Here is a 20,596-nt window from a genome sequence, read left to right as displayed (position 1 = left end):
CAAGCTACAGAATTGAATTCTGTGTGAGTGACGGATCAATGGGCTGAATTCCCGCCTAATTGATTCTATATTCTGAATTCTTCTTCAATTGTATTTTACCCGTGCATCAAGACCTAATGAGCGAAGCTTTTTCGTTAGTGTTTCTGCTTGTGCGCGATCGCTAAATGCCCCAGCATTCACATAATCCCCTAGATGGGATTGTTCCGTGACAGCATCGGGTATATATTGTTGCACTTTACTCAGAGTATCATTATTGGAAATTGGCACTATTACTCTGTAAGGATTATTAGCAACTAATGTGTTGCCATTACTTACAGGTACAACGTAGCCATTGCTAGGAGGTAATGCATAGCGATTAGTCTGAGGTGCTACATACTCATTAGTATCACCATATACATAACTGCTATTGTCAGTATAATTACCCCCATTGGAGCTATTCAGCCCTAATGCTTGCCAAGTTTGCCAATCTACATTTCCAGTAGGATTCAGTCGAGATGATTGCTGAAATGCAATCACAGATTCTCTGGTGTAATCGTTGAAAACGCCATCAGGATTGGTATTAGGGAAACCCAACTGGGATAAACGCTCTTGAACTAATCTGACATTATCTCCTTGATCGCCTACAGTCAGATAACTTCTGCCTGGTTGTTGAGTAGTATATCCACCAGTGGAGGCTCTACGTACTGCCTCTAAAACTTGAGCATTGGCGATGCCATCAACAGGTAGGCGGTAATTTCGCTGGAATCGGGTGACAGCTTCTCTAGTTATTGGGCCAATATTCCCAGTAGCAGCAGTATTAAAATAACCTAGCTGCCGCAAACGCACTTGTAATTCTTTCACTTGTTGAGTAGAGAGCTTTGCTCTGCCTGGAGTCGCAGAGGAACCCAGTAGTGCATTCCAAGTTTGTTGATTCACAATCCCGTTAGCAGATATGCGATAATTTCGCTGGAATCGGGTGACAGCATCTCTAGTCATTGGGCCAAAATTCCCAGTGGGATTAGTATTCAAGTAGCCTAACTGCCGCAAACGCTGTTGTAACCTTGTGACGGCTGCACCAGTTTTGCCTTGAGATAGGACAGGATATTGACCACCACTGGTATTCCTGCTAAAAGTTCTACTTTGACATGCTCGTTGCAAGGCTCTTTGAGTACTAGCACCTACAACACCATCAGCAGCGATTCTATTGGCTTGCTGAAATTTGATCACAGCATTCTGAGTCAAGCTAGCAAACTTACCACTCACCGGGCCGTTGAAGTAGCCTAACTTTTTTAAACACCTCTGGCTACTGGAAACTTCAGCGCCATTACTTCCTATTTTCTGAAGTGCTAAAGCTTGTCCAGCAATGCTCAAAAACCCCGTAATCAGTGCCACGGACAAAAAACGCATCGCCGCACCACTAGATAACTTTTTCAAATTCTTGAATTTTAAATTACCTATACTAGGAATAACCTTGACGTTTTCGGAAGCCTCGTAGACTGAGGCAAGCTTGGTTGAATAGCTATTTACCCCTGTTTCCACTTGTTTTTTTCAAGTTATGACTACACCTAATTATACGGCTTGCTCTGTGTTGTGTTGGTTTTGTGTATGGTTCTTTACAAGTAATTAACCAGAAGAGGCAGGGGGGAGGGCAGCTGCTCTTGCAAGGGTTTCAGAGCAACTAAATTTATTTATGGAAAAGTTGTAAATTATTGTTATCGCTCTGGTTTTTGTGTGTCCTCTGGCTTTTCATCAACTTTTTGAGTATTACCTGCTTTCACCCAACCTTCTTGTTCGCTACCTTCCAAACGAATCTTTTGCCAGGATTTATCTTGGTTTTCTTCCAAGATAATAATTTTTTGATTAAAAGTTACCCCACCAATCTTTTCAGCTTCTTGATTTGGTTGCGATCGCAAACTCAAGCCTTCACGCCAACTAACACGCCCTCGGTAAGCTCCCGATGGCAATGGTTTTGGTGATGGGGTAGCCTTTGGTGATTCTGTAGGAGTAGAGTTTGGGTTTGGAGACGATTCAGCCTTTGTCCCAGGTGTAAGAGTGGGTTTAGCTCCTCCAGGCTGAGTTGCTTTAGGAGCTTGGGCTTTCACCGAGGGACTATCATTAGAAAAAACGGGTTTGGCAGGGGGTATGCCGGTGCGATTGAAGAAATAGAGTCCAATTGCAACGCCGCCACCTATTAGCACAGCGATCGCTAAGAAAAACCCAAGTATAAACTTTATGAAACCAGACAACATATTTAAAACCTGATCACCAGTGGTCAATAGTCAATAGTAATTCATGATTAACTGTTGACTATTGACTAGCAATTATTAACTAACCAATTATTGTAGCTACTGCTGAATGCGTTCACGTAGTGCGCCGGAGGCGTTCGCTTAAAGGATTGTGTTTAGATGCTAAACGCGCTCTCCCAGCAGCAGCCCATTCTTGGAGTTGCTGAATTTGCTCTACAGCAGTTCGCGCCAAGGGGATGATCTGACTGGCTGCTTCTAAAATATCATCAGTAGCAAAATCGCGGTTTTGACTAAATCCAATATGCATCGCTTCAATTAAAGTTTGCTCAATTTCTGCCCCAGAAAAATCGGGCGTCTCATAAGCTAACCTTTCGATGTCATAACTTTTTAAGTTATGGGGGCGCAATCGAGATAAATGAACATCATAAATTGCTTTTCTCTCTTCTTGGGTGGGCAATCCCACAAAGAAAATTTCATCAAATCGCCCCTTACGGAGCATTTCCGGCGGTAAGGCTTGGATGTCGTTGGCGGTAGCGACGACAAACACGGGTGAGCTTTTTTCAGCTAGCCAGTTAATAAAAGTCCCAAACACACGGCTAGCTGTTCCGGCATCACCTTTGCTACCAAGCCCGGCAAAGGCTTTATCTATTTCATCAATCCACAAAATACAGGGAGCAAGGGCTTCAGCTACTTGGATCATTTGCCGAGTCCGAGATTCAGATTCACCCACCAAACCACCAAATAACCTTCCCACATCCAAACGTAGCAAGGGTAAATGCCAGTGATGAGCGATCGCTTTTGCCGTTAACGATTTACCAGTTCCCTGGATACCCACCAACATTAAACCACGGGGGTGCGGTAATCCGTACTGTCGTGCTCGATCGGTAAATGAACCTCCCCGCCGAATCAACCAATCTTTCAAGTTATCCAATCCACCAATATCAGAAATTTGCTCAGTGGCGGGGTAGAAGTCCAAGATTTGGGTTTGGCGGATAGTTTGACGCTTTTCTTCTAAAACGAGATCCACGTCTTCTGGTCGCAATTCTCCGTGGGTAGCGATCGCTCTTGCCAAAACTCGGCGAATCCGCTCCATCGAAAGCCCTTGACAAGAGCGTACCAAGTCATCTAAAACTTTGCCAGAAAGGGAGTTACCAGTACTTTGTAGCAAGCGTTCCACCTCCACTTTAATTTCTGCGGCGGCGGGTAAGGGGAACTCGACGACTGTCAGCACTTCGGTTAAATCGTCAGGGATGGCGATGCGGGGCGACAATAGGACAATATTTTTTGGTTGCGACTTGAGAAGTCTGGACAAATTGCGGAGTTTGCGGGCGATCGCTACATCATCTAAAAAGCGATGATAGTCTCGTAGAATCAATACCGCAGGTGCCGAAGCTGGTAATTTTTCGATAAATTCTAAAGCTTGCAACGGGTTACGCCGCCCAAACCCAACATCATTAGGGTTTCCTTGGTAGCCATCGACAAAATCCCAAGTATACACTGGGCGATTACCCTGGTTGCTTGCTTCTTCCCGGATAGCTGCTTCTACCCGTTCTTCCTCATAGGTGGGAATATAAATTAAGGGGTAGCGGGCGCGTAGCAGCAGTTTAAACTCTTCACGGAAGTTCATATTTGGCTGTGGTTATTAGTTATTCTCTCATTGTTCAGGTTTGTATCGCCTCTAACAACTAAAAACTAACATTTACCACTTCATCGCGGTTGGCAGTGCGATCGCTCTACGTAAGATATTTTTTAAAGGCGATCGCTTTGTTATGGTGAGCAGAATTTAAATCATGAGGTGATTGATAACATTTTATTTTGGCAAACGTAGTAATCCTCAAAAATAAAATCGAGCCGCTATGGAAATAACTATATGTTGACTATTATTGTTGCTTGTTTATCCCAATATTATGCTTTTAAACCCGCTTTTCAATAGCATTTAAGATTCGCTTACTCTGACAATACATTAACATTAACAAGAGCAAATGAAGTTGTATTTGCAGTACGGAGAAGAATTATCGGGGCAATGGAAAAGCCTCTGTGAAATTGAACTCAAGCCTCTATTGAACGTAAATTTACGCCCTTTTGCAGAAGTTCAAAATCTCTTTGGTATTGATTTCGTGCCAGTCAAGCTGCCAAATGGTGAAGTTCTCAATATTGACATCACTTACTCGACGGATAACCGAGGAATTAATATTAGAATTTTGAGCCGAGATACCACCATAATAGAGGTTGGAGGCTTCAATAGACAAGAAATATCTTATGACCCAAATTTAATATTTATAACGCCAAACGGTATTTATGTTTCTGCGATGGTTGGCGTTTAATAAGACATCTCAAGAGTGTGGAAATCAAAGGTAGTGTATCGGATAAACCACTCAAACATCGACTTTAAATGAGAGAACGAAGGAATCAAGGCATAAAAACGTCAAACCCATGTTTTGACTTGCAGCCAAATATCCTCTTCGGGGGTTTTGTTCTTTTCCATTCCAACGCTATAAGTATTTAATAAAACAATAAGCCTGTGTAGACAGGCTTAGTTCATGTAAGTGCAGACTTAAGTCTGATGGAATTACCAAATTGTTACCCCGGAAGTTGCTTTTTCAAAGCTTCCAGAGAAGCCCAACGGTTATCAACTGGAGTTTCAGGAATATCGGAATTATCAATAGTACTACTTACAGGAATACCTGGACAATTACGACTGCACAACTGACGCAGGGGTATTGCCAAGCACATCTGCTCATACAGCCATTCGTTGGGATAAAAATAACCATCGGGCGGCAGGCTTTCCAGCAACTCCTCCATAATCACTTCCCGTTCTAAGGGCAAGTCATTTACTTGATTTGCAGTTTCGTCTAACCAGATGATTTCCTTCGTATCAAGCCCTAAGCGTCGATTGTATTGCTGCAAACAGCGATTGCAGGTACAAGTTATAATTGTTTCTGCCTGAGCGGACACTTCGAGGTAATTGCCATGATGCTCCACGCGCACATGACCGCGAACTGGTGTCAACGTTTCTAGACCAGGCAGAAATTCCTGAACCTGAACTTCCTCTGTCCGCTCCGGGGCTTTAGTTAGCTGCGGAATAAAAATTGCGTCCATAGGATTTGTGAGACATCCTCACTAATAATTTATCTTCATTACCAGCAATAATACTGATACTACATCTTTATTTTAGGCAACAAGAGGAATTTTGAAATTATATAGTTATGAGCTTCATTAACCCTAACTCCAAACTCTTGTACAGACGCGATTAATCGCGTCTCTCCCAACTCCTAACTCCCAACTCCTTCCAACGAAGCTGGACGGACAACCAGATTACGATGCGGCTCTTTACCGCGACTGAAGGTTTCTAAATCTCCAAACTCCTTCAAGAAGGTATGGATTTGCCGCCTTTCAGCAGAACTGAGGGATTTGATTTCCACTTCTCTACCAGAAAAGCGCACTTCATCGGCTGCTGCTTCTGCTAATGCGCGAATTTCGGCTTCTCTTTTAACCCGGTAGCCATTTAACTCAATGGTGTAAGAGGCTTGTTCTTCCGGGGGTTGGCTCAGGTTTAAAACCGAATTTGCTAGATACTGAATCGCATCTAACACAGAACCATCAGCACCAATTAATACCTGGATTTGTTCTGTCGTCAAATTAGTTTGGTCAATTGTTAACCAGTAGTTATCTGGTTCTGGGGAATCGCCGTCTTGAGATTGAGCAGTTTCTAAATGACCCTGAATCTCAGCAGGTATTCCAGTGAGTTCCAGCAGGGATTTTAACCACTGCTGACCTCGCTGCATGGGAATGTTGCTCATGATCCCCCTGTCGCCTTTTTCTTGGCACTTTTTGGTTCAAATGGCAATGCCTTTTGTTCTGCGACTACTGCTTCTTTTTCCTGGGTTGCTACGATTTTTTGCAGTTCTTCTGGTAGAGGTTCGCGGGAGAGAAGATAAGTTTGTGCAGTTTGGAAAATATTACCAATCACCATATACATCAGCACCCCTGCTGGTAAGGGGAAGAACAAAAACATCCCAGAAAAAATAACTGGAGTGACTTTGTTAACTGTATCTTGCTGCGGATTGCCACCACTGGAATTTTGCCCAGAAAGCATTTGGCTAACATAAAGGCTGATTCCAAAGGAGACGATCATGGCGACGATATCCCAGTGGATTGTGCCATCTGGATCAGTTGCGCCAACCCTGCCTAAGGCATCAATAAATAGAAAGCCTTTGTCTGCCGCTAGTCCAGGAATTGTTCCTTGAATAGTCACTTCTCCAGGCTGTAATGCTTCCACATTGCCTTGGGCATCAATTTTTATTCTATCTTCACCTTTGGTGACTTTCCAATCAGGAATGAGCTTATTTTCTGGGTGTTCTTCTAAGAGTACCTGAAATGGTTTGCCCTCAACGGTCTGATATTGGATTTTAGTTTGTTCTCCCACCGCTAGTTTGTTACCACTAGGAAGGATGGCAGCTACCTTAACGTGTTCTCCATCAGCAACGTAAATATTTTGAGGAGCAGTGGCAAAGGCTTGCGGTTGAATTTGTTCGATTTGTCCTGCGGGTAAGATTTGCAGGTTAACGCTGTAGTTAGCACCTGCAAAAGGCGAACCCCGCAAAGTTGCAAACAGCGCTAATAAGACCGGCATTTGCACTAGTAATGGAAAACAGCCTGCTAAAGGATTGCCAAATTCTTTTTGAACATTGACCATTTCCTCTTGCTGCTTTTGCGGTTCATCCTTATAGCGCTCTTTGATTTCTGCCATCCGCTTCTGCATCAGAGGTTGTACAATTCGCATCTTCCGCATGTTGCGAATTGAGCCAGCACTCAGGGGATAGAGCGCGAAGCGGACTATCAGGGTCAAAGCAACGATCGCCAATCCGTAGCTAGGCACAATACCATAGAAGAAATCTATGATTGGCAGCATCACGTTGTTCGAGAGAAAGCCGATACCAAAATCCATTATTCTGAATTCAACCTGAGCTACTGTAAACTGAATCTAATTTATCTAAATCATAAATTATGTGCGACTACCCTTCGCTACGGATAGCCGCACATTCCAAAAAAAGGGAGTGGAGAGTGGGGAATTGCGAGTGGTATGTAGTTTTTGGTAAGTGGGAAGTTCTTAACTTTGGATCTTATCTGAGTAAATTTTGCATTCACTAATCCCTACTCCCATCACTTGTTAGCAGCAGCGCTATATTCGGGATTTTTCGCAGCAATTCTTTCGTTGATGTAGTCATAGACTTCCCGAAAGTTGGGAATTGCCCGTAATTCGAGACGACTCCCGTTTCTTAGGGTTAGTACCATATCTCCCCACAAGCCAATGCCACGGGGGACTGTGACGACTTTGACTATTTCTGAGTAAATTATGTCAGTGCGATCGCGTCCCTGCCAACCTCCGATCACAGTAATTCGGCGATCGGTGATGCGGAAACGCAGCCACAATGCTCTGACAATTGCCCCAACTGTTAATGGTATCCCGACAATGGTTAGCCCAATCAACAGGTTGACAATTAAATCCCCACGATGGGGGCCACCTTCATAATAAACATCTTCACGAATTCCCATCGAACACCTCAGCTTGTGCCAACAACTGCTCTAATTCTTGCAGAAATTGTGGGCTTACGCACTTAGATTCTGCTGCTGTGGGTTTCACAATGAACACTAGCCGCCATCCTGGTGATAATTTAGGCAGCAAGCTATATAAAGCAGAAGTAATTTGCCGTTTGATTCGGTTGCGAACCACTGCCCTTTTGCTTACTTTTGTGCTTATGGAAATGCCAATCCGCGTGCTGACAAGATGTGCTGAGTCATTTGCTTGTGTAGTCTGGGTGGCAGTGGACAAAGAAGGTTTTGTTAAACATAACGGCTTTAAGGCTCTCAATGTTAAATAAGAGCCATGACGCCGAATTCCTTCCCGGAAAACTGCCTGGAAATCCTTGCGGGATTTTAGCCGATTTGCTTTAGGCAAAGCCACAGATGTTCTTTTATCTTAGATAAGCCCTAAACGCTTAAACGGTGACGCCCCTTTCTTCTCCTAGCACTAATCACGTTCCTGCCATCTGGTGTCCGCATCCTAGCGCGAAAACCAGAGGTTCTTTTTCTCTTACGGCTAGTGCCGCCTAGTGTTCTTTTCATACTCTTCTCCTCTTAGGTGATTTTTATAAAAACTCACAATCTCTAATTGTATTACTTTATTAAAGAATAGGGAATAGGGCATTGGTTATTTCTCCCTCATCTTCCCACTCCCCACTCCAGGGCAAACGCATCTAAAGTATAAGAATCCTTTAATAGCAAGGGTTTCGGCGTTTTTAAATTTAGCCTATTTTTTCGTCAATATCCTTACCCAGTAAGGGTTTCAGAAATACCGTGCGTTCGCCCTGCTCCCCACTCCCCACTCTTAATTGATGCTCAAAATCCATGTTCCCATGTAGCGCAATAGTGGCACATCGCCAGGGGAGAGAACTTGACAGCGAAAATAGTAAACTCCGCCGAAGGCTGGGTTTTTCACGTTAGATAAGACTACCTCAACTGGACTACCTGCTGGTACTGGCTCTTGGGGAAAAATATTAATCAGCTTACCTTCTTTGTCCCACTTCACCTCAGAAAGCGGAACTGCTTTACCTTTGACTCGGACTTCAATTTTTTTTTGGTCAAAAGTTCCTTTGTAATAATCAGGGTAAGTAATGGCAAATTGACCAACAGCCAATTTCATCTTTTGGGCTGGAATCCTTAATATGTATCGATCCCAACCATTGGCTTGTCCACCAAAATCTAACCTAAAGGGCAGCTGATTTTCTTGTTTGACGCCGCTAAACAGTGTAAATCCAGGTAAGCTTTGCGCCCAAGTCAAGGCTGGTAATCCAGTAACTAAAAAGCTAGTCACGGCTAAAGCAGAAAGTAAACGTCGCATAATCAGGCTTCCTCTACCAAAATATAAATCTGTTATCTAAAATAACTGTGTGTTAGTATTCGTTACTAAACTTTACTACTGACTTCCTGACAATTGACGTTCAATAACAAAAAAAAGTGCCATCCCCACTGAGCTTCGGGCGACAGCAAAATTATTTAGTTATAAATTTACCATATACTCGATTTACTTCATTACCCTTACAGAGTCCTGATTTGATAACTAAGTTGGTCAAATTTTGAACTCAATATAAACACAGCCGGGATTGGATTATGTTTCCAAATATGTACAAATGTATCTAAATTGGAGAATTTTGTTATAAAAATTGAGGCGTGCCATTAGCGATCGCCAGTTAAGTTGGGCTAAATTGATTAAAATAAGTTGGAATCAAAGTCGTAATCATTAAAATTTAATTGGGAAATTATAAAGCTTTCAAAATTTGGTCAATATTACTCTATAAGAAAGGAATACCAAAATTTTTCAATCCCGAAAATAAGCTGAAGATAAAGATGCAAAATTTGGGAATCAATTTAGGATGTGCAATACGTAACCCTGTTTGCAACTATCTGAAAATATGACATCTGCGAGCGGCAAAGTCAGGCTTTGCCTGGATAGCTAAGAGTAGGAGAGGAAAGTTTCAAGGTTCAATCTAGAAGTAAAATTCATGGGTGATGTTCCTGCCTAAGTACTATGAGTGCGGGATATCCCTCTTCTAGACAATCGCTTACTTGGCAGAGATTAGGTATTTATCTTCAGGAGATTTCATGAGAATAGCAGTTGCTAAAGAAATTGAAGTTTGTGAACGTCGTGTGGCATTAATTCCTGACACCGTTGCTCGATTGGTAAAACAAGGTTTGGAAGTTTGGGTAGAAACAGGTGCAGGAGAACGATCATTTTTCAGCGATTCTGACTATGAAGCCGCAGGAGCCACAATAATCAGCGATACTGCCAAATTATGGGGCGAAACAGATATTCTGTTGAAAGTTAGCCCCCCACAAGAACGAGAAGATGGACGCTCAGAAATTGATTTTTTAAAGGAAGGGGCTGTATTACTCAGTTTCCTCAATCCCTTGGGAAATCCGGTTGTAGCACAGCAACTAGCAAATCGGAAAGTCACAGCCTTGAGTATGGAAATGATTCCCCGTACTACCAGGGCGCAAAGTATGGATGCTTTGTCCTCGCAAGCTTCATTAGCAGGTTACAAGGCTGTATTAATTGCCGCAGCTGCATTACCGAAATATTTTCCGATGTTAACCACAGCCGCAGGCACGATCGCTCCAGCGAAAGTATTTATTATGGGCGCTGGTGTAGCCGGATTGCAAGCGATCGCCACCGCTAGACGTTTGGGAGCAGTGGTAGAAGCCTTTGATATCCGTCCCGCCGTCAAAGAAGAAGTGCAAAGCTTAGGGGCAAAATTCGTTGAAGTCAAATTAGAAGAAGAAACCGTCGCTGCTGGTGGTTACGCCAAGGAAATTTCTGAGGCTAGCAAACAACGCACTCAAGAAGTTGTCGCCGAACACGTCAAAAATTCTGATGTAGTGATTACTACCGCCCAAGTTCCTGGGAGACAAGCACCACGGCTAGTTACAGAAGAAATGGTGGCACAAATGAAACCAGGTTCAGTGATTGTGGATTTGGCTGCTGAACAAGGTGGTAACTGCGCCTGCACAGAACCAGGTAAAGATATTGTCTGGAACGGCGTAACAATTATCGGCCCTATCAATCTTCCATCATCGATGCCAATTCACGCCAGCCAATTGTATGCCAAGAACGTAACTTCCTTGATGCAATTGCTAATTAAAGACAAAGCTTTGCAGGTGGACTTTAGCGACGACATCGTTGATGCAGCTTGCGTTACCCACGCAGGTGAAATTCGCAATCAACGAGTGCGGGATGCGCTACAAGCTTTGAATACTCAACAACCGGCGGTTAATTAGGGAATGGGAAGTAAGAATTTTAGATTTTGGATTTTAGATTGGAATTCAATCCAAAATTGAATTGCCCCATTCCCATTTATACAAGGAGTTTTGATTTCATGACAGAGGCATTACTTGCTGCTTTGTTTGTATTTGTTTTAGCATCTTTTATCGGTTTTGAAGTCATCAATAAAATCCCACCGACTCTACACACACCATTAATGTCAGGCTCAAACGCGATTTCTGGAATTGCGGTACTTGGAGCAATAGTTGCTGCTGGTGCGAGAGACACAAGTGTATCAGTAATTCTCGGTTTGATTGCTGTGGTATTGGCAACAATCAACGTTGTGGGTGGTTTTTTAGTGACAGACAGAATGTTGCAAATGTTCAAGAAGAAGGAGATTAAGGCGTGAGCGACTTTTTACCAACTGGCATTCAGCTGACGTACTTAGTCGCTGCATCGTTATTCATTCTGGGCTTGAAAAAGCTGGGATCACCTGCTACAGCGCGGAACGGTAATATCGTAGCGGCTGTGGGGATGCTGCTGGCAATTGTGGCAACAATGCTGGATCAACATGTGTTGAACTACGAGATGATATTGTTGGGCTTGGCGATTGGATCGGGAATTGGTGCGATCATTGCCTACAAAGTCCAAATGACCGAAATGCCCCAAATGGTGGGTTTACTCAACGGTTTGGGCGGTGCGGCTTCGGCATTAGTAGCCGTTGCCGAATTCTGGCGGTTATTAGATAGTTCTCAATCGATACCCCTAGATGTCAACATTTCCATCCTGTTGGATGTGTTAATCGGTGGTGTTACCTTCACAGGTAGTTTTTTAGCCTTTGCCAAATTGCAAGGTTTAATTAGCGGTTCCCCGATTACATTTTCATTCCAGCAACCATTTAACCTCTTGCTTCTGGGTGCTTATGTAGTAGGTAGTGCCTACTTAATCATCACACCAGATAGCTTACCCATATTCTTGGGAGTCGTTGCCGTTTCTTTAGTGTTGGGCGTGATGTTCGTCATCCCCATTGGTGGCGGCGATATGCCCGTGGTAATCTCGCTGTTGAACTCGTTGTCAGGCGTGGCGGCGGCGGCGGCTGGGTTCGTGGTGATGAACAATATGTTAATCATCGCTGGTGCTTTGGTGGGAGCCTCCGGGTTAATTCTCACCGAGATTATGTGTAAGGCGATGAACCGCTCCTTATTTAGTGTGCTGTTCAGCGCTTTTGGTACTGGTTCTAGTTCTAGTGGTGCTGCTGCTAGCGGTGGTGCAACTGATCAAACCGTCCGCAGCATTGATCCTGAAGAAGGGGCGATGATGTTGGGTTATGCCCGTTCTGTGGTAATTGTGCCCGGTTATGGTATGGCAGTTGCCCAAGCGCAACATAGCGTCCGGGAATTATCAGATCAGTTAGAAAAAATGGGCGTTGATGTCAAGTATGCCATTCATCCCGTTGCTGGGAGAATGCCGGGGCACATGAATGTGTTGTTGGCAGAGGCAAATGTGCCTTATACGCAGTTGTATGACATGGATGATATTAATCCCCAGTTTGATCAAGCGGATGTGGCTTTAGTAATTGGGGCAAATGATGTGGTAAATCCGGCGGCGCGGAGTGATACAAATAGCCCGATTTATGGTATGCCGATTTTGGAAGTAGATCGTGCGAAGCAGACGATTGTAATTAAGCGTGGGATGAGTACGGGTTTTGCCGGTGTAGATAATGAGTTGTTCTACAAGGATAAAACTACGATGCTTTTTGGTAGTGCTAAGGATATGGTGGCGAAGTTGGTTTCGGAAGTGAAGCAACTTTAACGAACCGCGAAGGGCGCGGAGTAAATAATTTAGAGAGTTGGCTTGCCTTGGGGGTGTGATGCTTCTAAGGCAAGTTTTTTAGATATTTTGCTCAGGTAATTTGCCTAAAGGTAAGATTTATTCTTGGTTGTGTAAGTTTGTTCATTTTAGGTATTTGATGTTGCCAGAAATGCTGTGTAGTTCCCGTCATCATTAATAAACTTCCATGAGTCAGTTTAATTTCGTACTTTAATTCTTTTTTTGTTTTGTGTCTAAACATAAAACGACGAGGGACTCCAAAACTTACAGAAGCAATTACAGGGTTTTTTCCAAGTTCTGGTTCATCATCACTATGCCAAGCTACGCTGTCTTTACCATCTCGATATAGATTCAGTAATACACTATTGAATTTAATTTCAGATAAAGATTCAATTTTAGATTTAATCTTGATTAATAGAGGAGTCCACAAAATAGGTTCCATTGTTATTTTAGAGTATGAGTAAGATTTATCTGGTTCTCCATACCAAGCCGTAAGCCTTGGTAAGTTCACTTTCTTACCAAAAATTATTGTGGATTGTTGCTGCCAAAAAATAGTTTTATATAATTCAACAAGTAATTGGTTACTCTCATTATTATCAAAGAAATTATAGTAAAACATTACTTCAGCATCGGGCATAGGTAACTGTTCACCCTGCATATTGGTTTTATCATTCCCATCTGACCATATCGAAAGTTGATTAGACATAAACTAATTTAAATTAATATCTATAACTTTTCAAACAAGTTGCATTTCTGAGTCGGAGAGTTGACCTAGTTTTCTGACTAATCTTATTTCTGAAACTGAACGTATTGGAAAAGTATCTACACCAGAAACCTTAGGAAAATATCGATAAATATCCTTACGATGTAGCACACGCTGAAATATTAGTGTTTCACCGTCAAATATAATTTCGATCTGATAATCACCTATACGAATACGATAAATATCATCATATCCTTGTAGCTTTTTGATATTAGTAATTTCGTCAAAGTTAGCTATTTGTGGTATTTATTCAAAAGCAAGTACTTTAATCGTCTCATAGTAAGGTCTACTTTTGAGTGCTTTTAAATCTTTAATAAAGCTGGAGAGATACTGGGTATTCACTCGCTTTCTAATTCGGCTAATGCTTCATTAATATTTAGTTGGTATTTCTTGTTATGCTTCCTTGATGGCTAATATCAATCCTTCATCTTCAATTGCTTCTAATAAGCGTAGATAGTCTTGAAAATCGATAATTACTTTACAATGTACCTTGAGTATCTGTGATTAATTCTTGAGCAAATGGGTATTGATTGGTTTTGATTTAGGTATTAGTGTTTGTAATCATAGAGAATTTGATTACCTTTACATAGTACAAGTATAGAAGATTTGGAGTAGACGATCGCTATTAAGCCGTTTTGAAGGGATAAACCCGTTTTTGAGTTAACCAACCTGCGTAAAGTAAAGATTGACGAATATCCTCTGGCTCTAAATCAGGATATTCTTCTAAAATCTCCTCTACAGGTTTGCCATTAGCTATCAAATTAACCACCAATGAAACTGGAATCCGCATCCTGCGAATGCACGCTTGTCCCGCCATAATGTGAGGATTAAATGTAATTCTTTCCAGACCTAACATAAATTATTTTTTTGTAATATCTTTTAGTTTCTCATAAATTGCCTGAGCATAGAGGCGATAACTATAGTAGGCTAGGCAGTTCCAAAACTCTGCGATCGCCCTCTCCTTACTCTGTGTTCTCTGAGCCTCTGTGGTTAGTTAAAAAAGCTTAGGCGTTGGCGTTAGCGTTTCGTAGACAAGCCCGCCGTACTCCTTTGGAGAAGCAAGCTACGCGTAGCGTCTCCAAGAGTTGGCATAGCCTGATTTTTTTAACTAACTGTTCGTTTCATCGGGATTTCTATCCAGAACTCACAGCCTTTGCCAGGTTCAGAAACACACTTGATATTACCGCCGTGTTTTTCCACAATAATTTGGTAGCTAATAGATAACCCTAAGCCAGTACCTTGTCCAGGTTGTTTGGTGGTAAAGAAAGGTTCAAAAATGCGCGATCGCTTAATCTCTGGAATTCCACAACCATTGTCAGCAATCCAAATTAGAATCGTATTCCCGGATATCACTTCTGTACGAATCCAAATTTTAGGATTGTCAATTTTTTTTCTACTAGTTGCTGAGTTTTCTAGTGCATCGATCGCATTGTTGAGAATATTCATAAACACCTGATTCATCTGGGCCCCATAGCAGACTAATGGAGGTAATTCACCATATTCTTTAACTACCTCAATAGCAAAAGAATTAGTCTCTAATTGCAGTCGATGTTGTAAAATCAACAAAGTACTGTCCATGCCTTCATGAAGATCAATAGGCTTCATTCCTGTTTCGTCAAGTCGAGAAAAAGTTCGTAATGATAAGACTAGTTGAGAGATCCGATCTGCCCCTATCTTCATTGAAGTCAGAACTTTAGGCAAGTCATCACTAATGAAATCTAAATCTAGTGCTGCTGCTTGCTTTTGAATTTCTCCTGTTGTCTTAGGATACTCTTTTTGATAGAGGCGCAGTAATTTTAATAAACTTTCGGCATGTTCAGTAACATAAGTGATGTTGCCATAAATGAAACTAATCGGGTTGTTAATTTCATGTGCTACACCAGCAACTAACTGCCCTAAACCTGCCATTTTTTCACTTTGAATCAACTGGCTCTGAGTGTGCTGTAATTCTTTAAGAGTCTGGGTAATTTCTTCTTTTTGACGTTGAGTTTGTTCGAGTAATTCTGCTTGTTGAAGTCCTACCCCTAACTGAGTACCAATCTGCATCAGCAAATCTACCTCATCCTCTTGCCAATTACGGGGCTTGATATTTTGATAAGCTGCTAGTAGTCCCCAAAGTTTCTCACCCTGAAAAATCGGCACAATCATATATGCCCTAGCCTGCATTAGCTCAAGCAGGGCAATATGATAAATAGAATAATTGGTGCTGTAAATATCTTTAATGACACAACTTTTGGCATTAGCAAACCTTCCGCCTTGCGTTTCTTGTAAGTAATCATCTGTAACTACAGGTAAAATTTCCCTTATTGGTGTCCAACCTTGAGCTAAAGACTCAGCAACAAATTCGCCACTCCAATCAGCCCCGAATCGATAGATTGTCACTCGATCAACTTCCAATAGTCGCCGGACTTCTTCTGTACTGGTGGCAAAGATGGTATGAATGTCAAGAGACTGGCGAATTTTTTCCACCGTTGCGGCTAATGCTTTTTCTCTTTCGGCTGCTTTCCGTTCTCGTGCAGCAGCTTGAGCCAGTTTTTGGGTTTGCACCTCCATCTGTTTCAAAGACTCAGCTTGCTGTAATGCTACCCCCAATTGAGCGCCAACTTGTGCCAATAAGTTGATTTCCTCATCTTGCCAATAGCGAGGCTGGGAATTTTGATAAGCTACTAGCAATCCCCACAACTTCTCGCCCTGAGAAATTGGCACAAAAACTTCATTTCGTGCATACTTACCCGCTTGCTTTCCTTGTACAAAAACGCCTTCTGTCACAGGCTGCGGCTTAACCATTGGTGTCCAGCCATCAACAATAGAATCAGCAACAAATTCGCCACTCCAATCAGGATAGAAGCGATAAATTGCTACTCGTTCCACTTGTAATAACCGACGGACTTCTTGAGTTGTGGTTTTAAAAATAGCTTCAATATCAAGAGACTGACGAATTTTTTCTACGGTGTTCGCTAACGCTCTTTGTCTTTCGGCAGCTTTGCTAATCTCTGCTGCTTGGGTTTGCATTTGTTGGATAAATTCCGCTTGCTGCAAAGCTACACCTAATTGTGTGCCCACTTGGGTAAGCAAGTAAACCTCATCTTTTTGCCAATCACGGGTTTTGGCATTTTGGTAGACTGCTAGCAAGCCCCAGAGCTTCTGACCGTGGTAAATGGCAATGATCACATAAGCTCTTGCTTGATATATCTCTAAGATTTTAATGTAGCAGTCGCTAAAGCCCGAATTGTAAATATCATTACAAACACGGTACACTTCACAGCGACTAAAGCTACCACCCTCTGTATCTTGTAAGTAAGTGTCAGCGACTGGAGGTTTAGCTAAATCTTTGGCACTACATTCACTGACGTTTTTACTCACTTCCGCCCCCTGCAATTGCTCATCTATGAGGGAAATCCAACCCTCTGCCACTGATTCAAACACGAATTCACCGCTCCAATCGGGATTGAAGCGATAAATAGCCACGCGGTCACCATTTAACAGATGCCTAAGTTCTCCAGTGGTTGTGTGGAAAATGTTTTCCAAGTCTAGAGACTGACGAATTTTCTCAATGGTTATGGCTATGGTTCTTTGCCATTGAGCTGCTTTTTCTCTGGCTTTTGCTTGTGCTAGTTCTGCTGATTGTAGTTTTACTTGTTCTAGGTAATCTGCTTGCTGTAAAGCAACTCCCAGATGTGCGGCGATTAGTTGCACAAACTCAATTTCTGACGCTTCCCATTCCCGAGGGCTACTACACTGATGAATACACAGCAATCCCCATAAATCTTTACCTTTCATCAAGGGAGCAGCTATATTGGCACGGACTTGGAATCTTTCTAGCATTTGGACGTGGCAATCACTGACACCAGCTTGATATATATCAGCCATTGCTTTAATCCGACCTTGCTGATATAAGCCTGCAAACTCTTCAGCAAAGCAGTGGTCATGCAGTTTGGCTGCTAGTGCCGAATCCCATTCTGCTCCCACATCTTCATAGATAAATTCCCCTTCCCATCCCAATTCGGGATAAAAACGAAACACGCCAACCCGATCAGTTTTCAGAAGTTGGCGTACTTCAGTGACTGTAATTTTAAAGATCACATCTATGTCTATAGACTCGCGGATGTGGGCAATAACTCCAGACAAGGCTTTTTGTTGATCATTCTGACGCAGGGAGAGTGTCACATCTGAATGAGACTCTTGCTGTTCTGAATTTGGTTTTATGGGTTGAGTAGTAGAGGAGTTTTCCATTCCCAGTGGGACTTGAAATATTGAAAGTCTTCTATCTCATGATTCCCGTTGCGATCGCAAAGGTAACAGTTATTTTCTGGGAATGCTAGAAAAATAGTGTAGGGACACGATATTATCGTGTCCCTACAAAAACATTTCTCAACCACGAGAAAATTATCGCCGCTTGGGAGTGGCGCTGCGGCTGCTGCGTTTGTCATCATCTCGGCGACGGCGATCGCGCCAATCTGCCACGGTCAAATAACCAATACCACCAGTGACTAGTACGAGTAGCACTACGGCTACTATTGTTAAAATACTCAAAAATGGGCTTTCCACGATGCCTCTAGAGTCCGTTACGTCCCCAAACTACCATTGCAATTGACCAAGTAAACACAACTAACAGTGATACCCAACCTAGTGTCAAAATCTCCATAGTCCTGCTTTTCAAATAATTACAAAAGGTTTCTAATATTTATCATACAGGGATTGGGCAGGCTCAGATTTGTTTATAAATAAGATTATAAGTTGGACGTGCGATGTCTACGACGGGCTATGACGCTCTCTACGAGACGCTGCGCGTAGCTTGCTTGCACGAAGTGGTACACGGACTCGCTATCGTCGTCGCAAACGATACACCATTTTTTCTTGGTACGCTAGTACTTCAGGCATTAATAAAGACAAATGTAAAAAATTAGCGATCGCGCTTTCCCTCTTGATAGTTCGTTGGGAAAGGTACTGGGCTTGGCTTGTCAATCGCATATCAAATAGTTGTAGAGAAACACAAAGGTGTATTAGATGTGAATTCTCAACTAGGCGTGGGAACCGAGTTTATCATCAAAATTCCCACATAAGAGCAGGATTTAATTACAAAGCTGCTCTAGCATTTATCATACTGAAGAGTAAGGAAAATCCCAATATCTAATCCCTATCTATATAGAGTGAACTCAATTTTAGATCCTCAACTGATGGCAGAACGCTTAGAATCCCTAAAAGCTGGAATAGTTGGGGGTTTATCTGTGTGTTTTGCTTTTGCTCTTTCTAGTCTGTTGAATACTTTCGTACTGGCAAAGTATTTTCAGACACTCGCATGTCTGCAAAATGATCTTGACTGGCACTTGTGTGTAAGTGGTGCAGTTGCAACTTTTACTGGCTTACTATTTGGTGTCACCTACCGCTATATCATCCGCTCAGATAAAAATCCCCAACTCAAAGCTGGTGGTGTACTGGCCTTTGGCTTGGTGCGGGGATTAACTCAGATAGAACTTGGCTGGAATTCTAATAGCACAATTTGGCCTTTTTTGGTGTTGGCGGGAGAAAGTGTGTTGTGGTTTGCGTTGGCTGCAATTGCTCTTAATGTCGCTATTCAATTTCGTTGGGTTAAACCTTTTTCATCAATCTAAATTCCCTATATCGATCGCTAAATAAAAATATAATTTATTACTAATATCTAATATGGAAATTAAAATATCCCACTATTATTTGATAGCCGATTTAGAGGCTACATGCTCTGACAGTGGAACTATTCCCCGCCATGAAATGGAAATTATCGAAATTGGTGCAGTGATGCTCAATCGAACAACCTGGGAAATTGATTCCGAGTTTCAGCAATTCATTCAACCTGTGAGACATCCGCAACTAACAGGTTTTTGCACCGAATTGACTAGTATTCGTCAGCAAGATGTTGACAAAGCACCAAAATTTATAGAGGCAATTTCTCGCTTCAAAGAATGGATTTCTTCATTTCCCAATCATATTTTTTGTTCTTGGGGCAATTACGATAAAAAGCAATTTATTCAAGATTGCGCGTTTCATAATTTCCCTTATCCTTTTAGTTTCGAACACATCAATATCAAAGAGGAGTTTTCAGATTATCTTGGTGTGTCTAAAAAATTTGGCATGGCACAGGCTCTCAATGAGTTGGGGATAGAATTAAAAGGTACACACCATCGTGGCATTGATGATGCTCGCAACATTGCAGCTATCTACAGACAGATTAAAACTAAGCTGAATAATGGGTAAGTAGTAACGTACCATCTTCAACTATTGCGGTGCATTACGAAGATATAGCACTTTCGGTACTTATCCCACTTAGTTAGTAATTCAACTTAATCAGGGTACAGCTAGATAAACGTGACGGAAAAAGACAGGCGATCGCTATCCAAACCAAGGCGTTACCAGCTAAAGAACTTACTTAATATGTAGCTTCTGTTACTCGTGTGGTATCAGATTAATAATTATTATATCTAGACAAAAGGATTTTTGGAGGAAGAATCTTTTTTGCTGGGTGAGTATTCAGAGCAATTCATCGCTTCTTCAGTGAGAACTATAGAAGGGTTTACCGCACATTTTAGATAATGATTATTGGAATAAAAGCTACAGTTTTTACAAGGAAGTTTGTGTAAAGCTTTGGCAGGAAACACCATTTTATAATCTAAAAATGCCTGGATTTTTCGCAATATTAGGAAAAAAACCATCCAACTAATTACAAAGCCAACAGGCGATAAAGATATCACTACATCAGTAATAGTTAATTCATGCGTTTGTGCTTTATCTTTTGTTGCTTCACTCACGATTACTTGATGTAAGTTACTATTGGCTGCTACATTTGTTGGCAACATTTGAGGATGATACATATTATTTACCTTTACTATATGTCTTTAATATCTTGATTTTTGCTAGCCAGTTAACTAACTAGTTATTTGGAAATATATCCTGACTATTACTGTGTCATCGCAATTAGGTTGATAG

Annotated in this window: 23 protein-coding genes and 2 pseudogenes; 7 read left to right on the top strand and 18 right to left on the bottom strand. The window is 42.0% G+C overall.

Going from position 1 to position 20,596, the window contains the following annotated elements; genetic code table 11:
- Window positions 1-84: 84 nt before the first annotated feature.
- The 3 genes from LC608_RS22325 to LC608_RS22315 form a co-directional block, all read right to left on the bottom strand.
- Window positions 85-1,518, bottom strand: a complete 1,434-nt coding sequence (locus LC608_RS22325; RefSeq protein ID WP_229555589.1) for a peptidoglycan-binding protein — start codon at window positions 1,516-1,518, stop codon at window positions 85-87.
- A 173-nt stretch (window positions 1,519-1,691) separates the two neighbouring features.
- Window positions 1,692-2,228: an SH3 domain-containing protein gene (locus LC608_RS22320; protein WP_229555588.1), complete on the bottom strand. Its 537-nt coding sequence runs from the start codon at window positions 2,226-2,228 to the stop codon at window positions 1,692-1,694.
- Between the two features lie 112 nt (window positions 2,229-2,340).
- Window positions 2,341-3,852 (bottom strand): AAA family ATPase, encoded by a 1,512-nt coding sequence (locus tag LC608_RS22315; protein ID WP_229555587.1) that lies wholly within the window; start codon window positions 3,850-3,852, stop codon window positions 2,341-2,343.
- Between the two features lie 355 nt (window positions 3,853-4,207).
- On the opposite strand from LC608_RS22315, the gene LC608_RS22310 reads away from it, so the two are divergent.
- Entirely contained in the window at window positions 4,208-4,549 is a 342-nt protein-coding gene (locus LC608_RS22310) for a hypothetical protein (RefSeq protein ID WP_229555586.1), read from the top strand.
- Here the strand turns inward: LC608_RS22310 and LC608_RS22305 are convergent.
- The 8 genes and pseudogenes from LC608_RS22305 to LC608_RS22270 all read right to left on the bottom strand — a co-directional run.
- Window positions 4,546-4,698, bottom strand: a pseudogene (locus LC608_RS22305) (IS630 family transposase); the annotation flags it as partial. The gene LC608_RS22310 and the pseudogene LC608_RS22305 overlap by 4 nt on opposite strands.
- A gap of 107 nt (window positions 4,699-4,805) precedes the next feature.
- A complete protein-coding gene (locus LC608_RS22300; RefSeq protein ID WP_229555585.1) occupies window positions 4,806-5,324 on the bottom strand; it encodes a DUF177 domain-containing protein in 519 nt (172 codons plus the stop codon).
- A gap of 173 nt (window positions 5,325-5,497) precedes the next feature.
- Window positions 5,498-6,025 (bottom strand): R3H domain-containing nucleic acid-binding protein, encoded by a 528-nt coding sequence (locus LC608_RS22295; protein ID WP_229555584.1) that lies wholly within the window; start codon window positions 6,023-6,025, stop codon window positions 5,498-5,500.
- Complete coding sequence (gene yidC / locus LC608_RS22290; protein ID WP_229555583.1) at window positions 6,022-7,173, bottom strand: membrane protein insertase YidC; 1,152 nt, start codon at window positions 7,171-7,173, stop codon at window positions 6,022-6,024. The genes LC608_RS22295 and yidC overlap by 4 nt, the downstream gene beginning before the upstream one ends.
- Window positions 7,174-7,388: 215 nt before the next feature.
- The gene (locus LC608_RS22285) at window positions 7,389-7,781 is read right to left on the bottom strand and encodes a PH domain-containing protein (RefSeq protein WP_229555582.1); all 393 of its coding nucleotides are present in this window, start codon (window positions 7,779-7,781) and stop codon (window positions 7,389-7,391) included.
- Window positions 7,768-8,190, bottom strand: a complete 423-nt coding sequence (gene rnpA, locus LC608_RS22280) for a ribonuclease P protein component (protein ID WP_229555581.1) — start codon at window positions 8,188-8,190, stop codon at window positions 7,768-7,770. Before rnpA ends, LC608_RS22285 begins: the two co-directional genes overlap by 14 nt.
- Window positions 8,191-8,216: 26 nt before the next feature.
- The gene (rpmH, locus tag LC608_RS22275) at window positions 8,217-8,351 is read right to left on the bottom strand and encodes a 50S ribosomal protein L34 (RefSeq protein ID WP_094327629.1); all 135 of its coding nucleotides are present in this window, start codon (window positions 8,349-8,351) and stop codon (window positions 8,217-8,219) included.
- 262 nt (window positions 8,352-8,613) lie between these two features.
- Window positions 8,614-9,126, bottom strand: coding sequence for a DUF2808 domain-containing protein (locus LC608_RS22270; RefSeq protein WP_229555580.1), 513 nt, complete (start codon window positions 9,124-9,126; stop codon window positions 8,614-8,616).
- 761 nt (window positions 9,127-9,887) lie between these two features.
- On the opposite strand from LC608_RS22270, the gene LC608_RS22265 reads away from it, so the two are divergent.
- The 3 genes from LC608_RS22265 to LC608_RS22255 all read left to right on the top strand — a co-directional run bounded on the left by LC608_RS22265 (window position 9,888) and on the right by LC608_RS22255 (window position 12,855).
- Window positions 9,888-11,060, top strand: coding sequence for a Re/Si-specific NAD(P)(+) transhydrogenase subunit alpha (locus tag LC608_RS22265; RefSeq protein ID WP_229555579.1), 1,173 nt, complete (start codon window positions 9,888-9,890; stop codon window positions 11,058-11,060).
- Window positions 11,061-11,158: 98 nt separating this feature from the next.
- Window positions 11,159-11,452 carry an NAD(P) transhydrogenase subunit alpha gene (locus tag LC608_RS22260; protein ID WP_012408294.1) on the top strand — a complete coding sequence of 98 codons (294 nt, stop codon included), beginning with the start codon at window positions 11,159-11,161 and terminating at the stop codon, window positions 11,450-11,452.
- Entirely contained in the window at window positions 11,449-12,855 is a 1,407-nt protein-coding gene (locus LC608_RS22255; protein WP_229555578.1) for an NAD(P)(+) transhydrogenase (Re/Si-specific) subunit beta, read from the top strand. The genes LC608_RS22260 and LC608_RS22255 overlap by 4 nt, the downstream gene beginning before the upstream one ends.
- 91 nt (window positions 12,856-12,946) lie before the next feature.
- On the opposite strand, the gene LC608_RS22250 is transcribed toward LC608_RS22255, so the two are convergent.
- From LC608_RS22250 to petN, 6 genes are all read right to left on the bottom strand, one after another.
- Window positions 12,947-13,579 (bottom strand): alpha-ketoglutarate-dependent dioxygenase AlkB, encoded by a 633-nt coding sequence (locus tag LC608_RS22250; protein ID WP_229555577.1) that lies wholly within the window; start codon window positions 13,577-13,579, stop codon window positions 12,947-12,949.
- 450 nt (window positions 13,580-14,029) lie between these two features.
- Window positions 14,030-14,107, bottom strand: coding sequence for a hypothetical protein (locus LC608_RS37630; protein ID WP_374108425.1), 78 nt, complete (start codon window positions 14,105-14,107; stop codon window positions 14,030-14,032).
- Window positions 14,108-14,261: 154 nt separating this feature from the next.
- Window positions 14,262-14,492 (bottom strand): DUF433 domain-containing protein, encoded by a 231-nt coding sequence (locus tag LC608_RS22245; protein ID WP_229555576.1) that lies wholly within the window; start codon window positions 14,490-14,492, stop codon window positions 14,262-14,264.
- A gap of 248 nt (window positions 14,493-14,740) precedes the next feature.
- The gene (locus tag LC608_RS22240; protein WP_229555575.1) at window positions 14,741-17,869 is read right to left on the bottom strand and encodes a GAF domain-containing protein; all 3,129 of its coding nucleotides are present in this window, start codon (window positions 17,867-17,869) and stop codon (window positions 14,741-14,743) included.
- Between the two features lie 153 nt (window positions 17,870-18,022).
- Complete coding sequence (locus LC608_RS22235) at window positions 18,023-18,169, bottom strand: hypothetical protein (RefSeq protein WP_229555606.1); 147 nt, start codon at window positions 18,167-18,169, stop codon at window positions 18,023-18,025.
- A gap of 22 nt (window positions 18,170-18,191) precedes the next feature.
- Window positions 18,192-18,281 carry a cytochrome b6-f complex subunit PetN gene (gene petN / locus LC608_RS22230; RefSeq protein WP_012408302.1) on the bottom strand — a complete coding sequence of 30 codons (90 nt, stop codon included), beginning with the start codon at window positions 18,279-18,281 and terminating at the stop codon, window positions 18,192-18,194.
- A 289-nt stretch (window positions 18,282-18,570) separates the two neighbouring features.
- Here petN and LC608_RS22225 point away from each other — a divergent pair.
- From LC608_RS22225 to LC608_RS22215, 3 genes and pseudogenes are all read left to right on the top strand, one after another.
- Window positions 18,571-18,699: pseudogene (locus LC608_RS22225) on the top strand (ATP-binding protein); the annotation flags it as partial.
- Between the two features lie 114 nt (window positions 18,700-18,813).
- Complete coding sequence (locus tag LC608_RS22220) at window positions 18,814-19,248, top strand: hypothetical protein (RefSeq protein WP_229555605.1); 435 nt, start codon at window positions 18,814-18,816, stop codon at window positions 19,246-19,248.
- A gap of 52 nt (window positions 19,249-19,300) precedes the next feature.
- Entirely contained in the window at window positions 19,301-19,867 is a 567-nt protein-coding gene (locus tag LC608_RS22215; protein WP_229555574.1) for a 3'-5' exonuclease, read from the top strand.
- 224 nt (window positions 19,868-20,091) lie between these two features.
- On the opposite strand, the gene LC608_RS22210 is transcribed toward LC608_RS22215, so the two are convergent.
- Window positions 20,092-20,481 (bottom strand): hypothetical protein, encoded by a 390-nt coding sequence (locus tag LC608_RS22210; protein ID WP_229555573.1) that lies wholly within the window; start codon window positions 20,479-20,481, stop codon window positions 20,092-20,094.
- Window positions 20,482-20,596: the final 115 nt, after the last annotated feature.

The sequence above is a fragment of the Nostoc sp. XA010 genome (genome assembly GCF_020829625.1).
Classification (GTDB): domain Bacteria; phylum Cyanobacteriota; class Cyanobacteriia; order Cyanobacteriales; family Nostocaceae; genus Nostoc.
The sequence above is the reverse complement of the archived record's forward strand: the minus strand, read 5'-3'. Positions and strand labels throughout refer to the sequence as shown.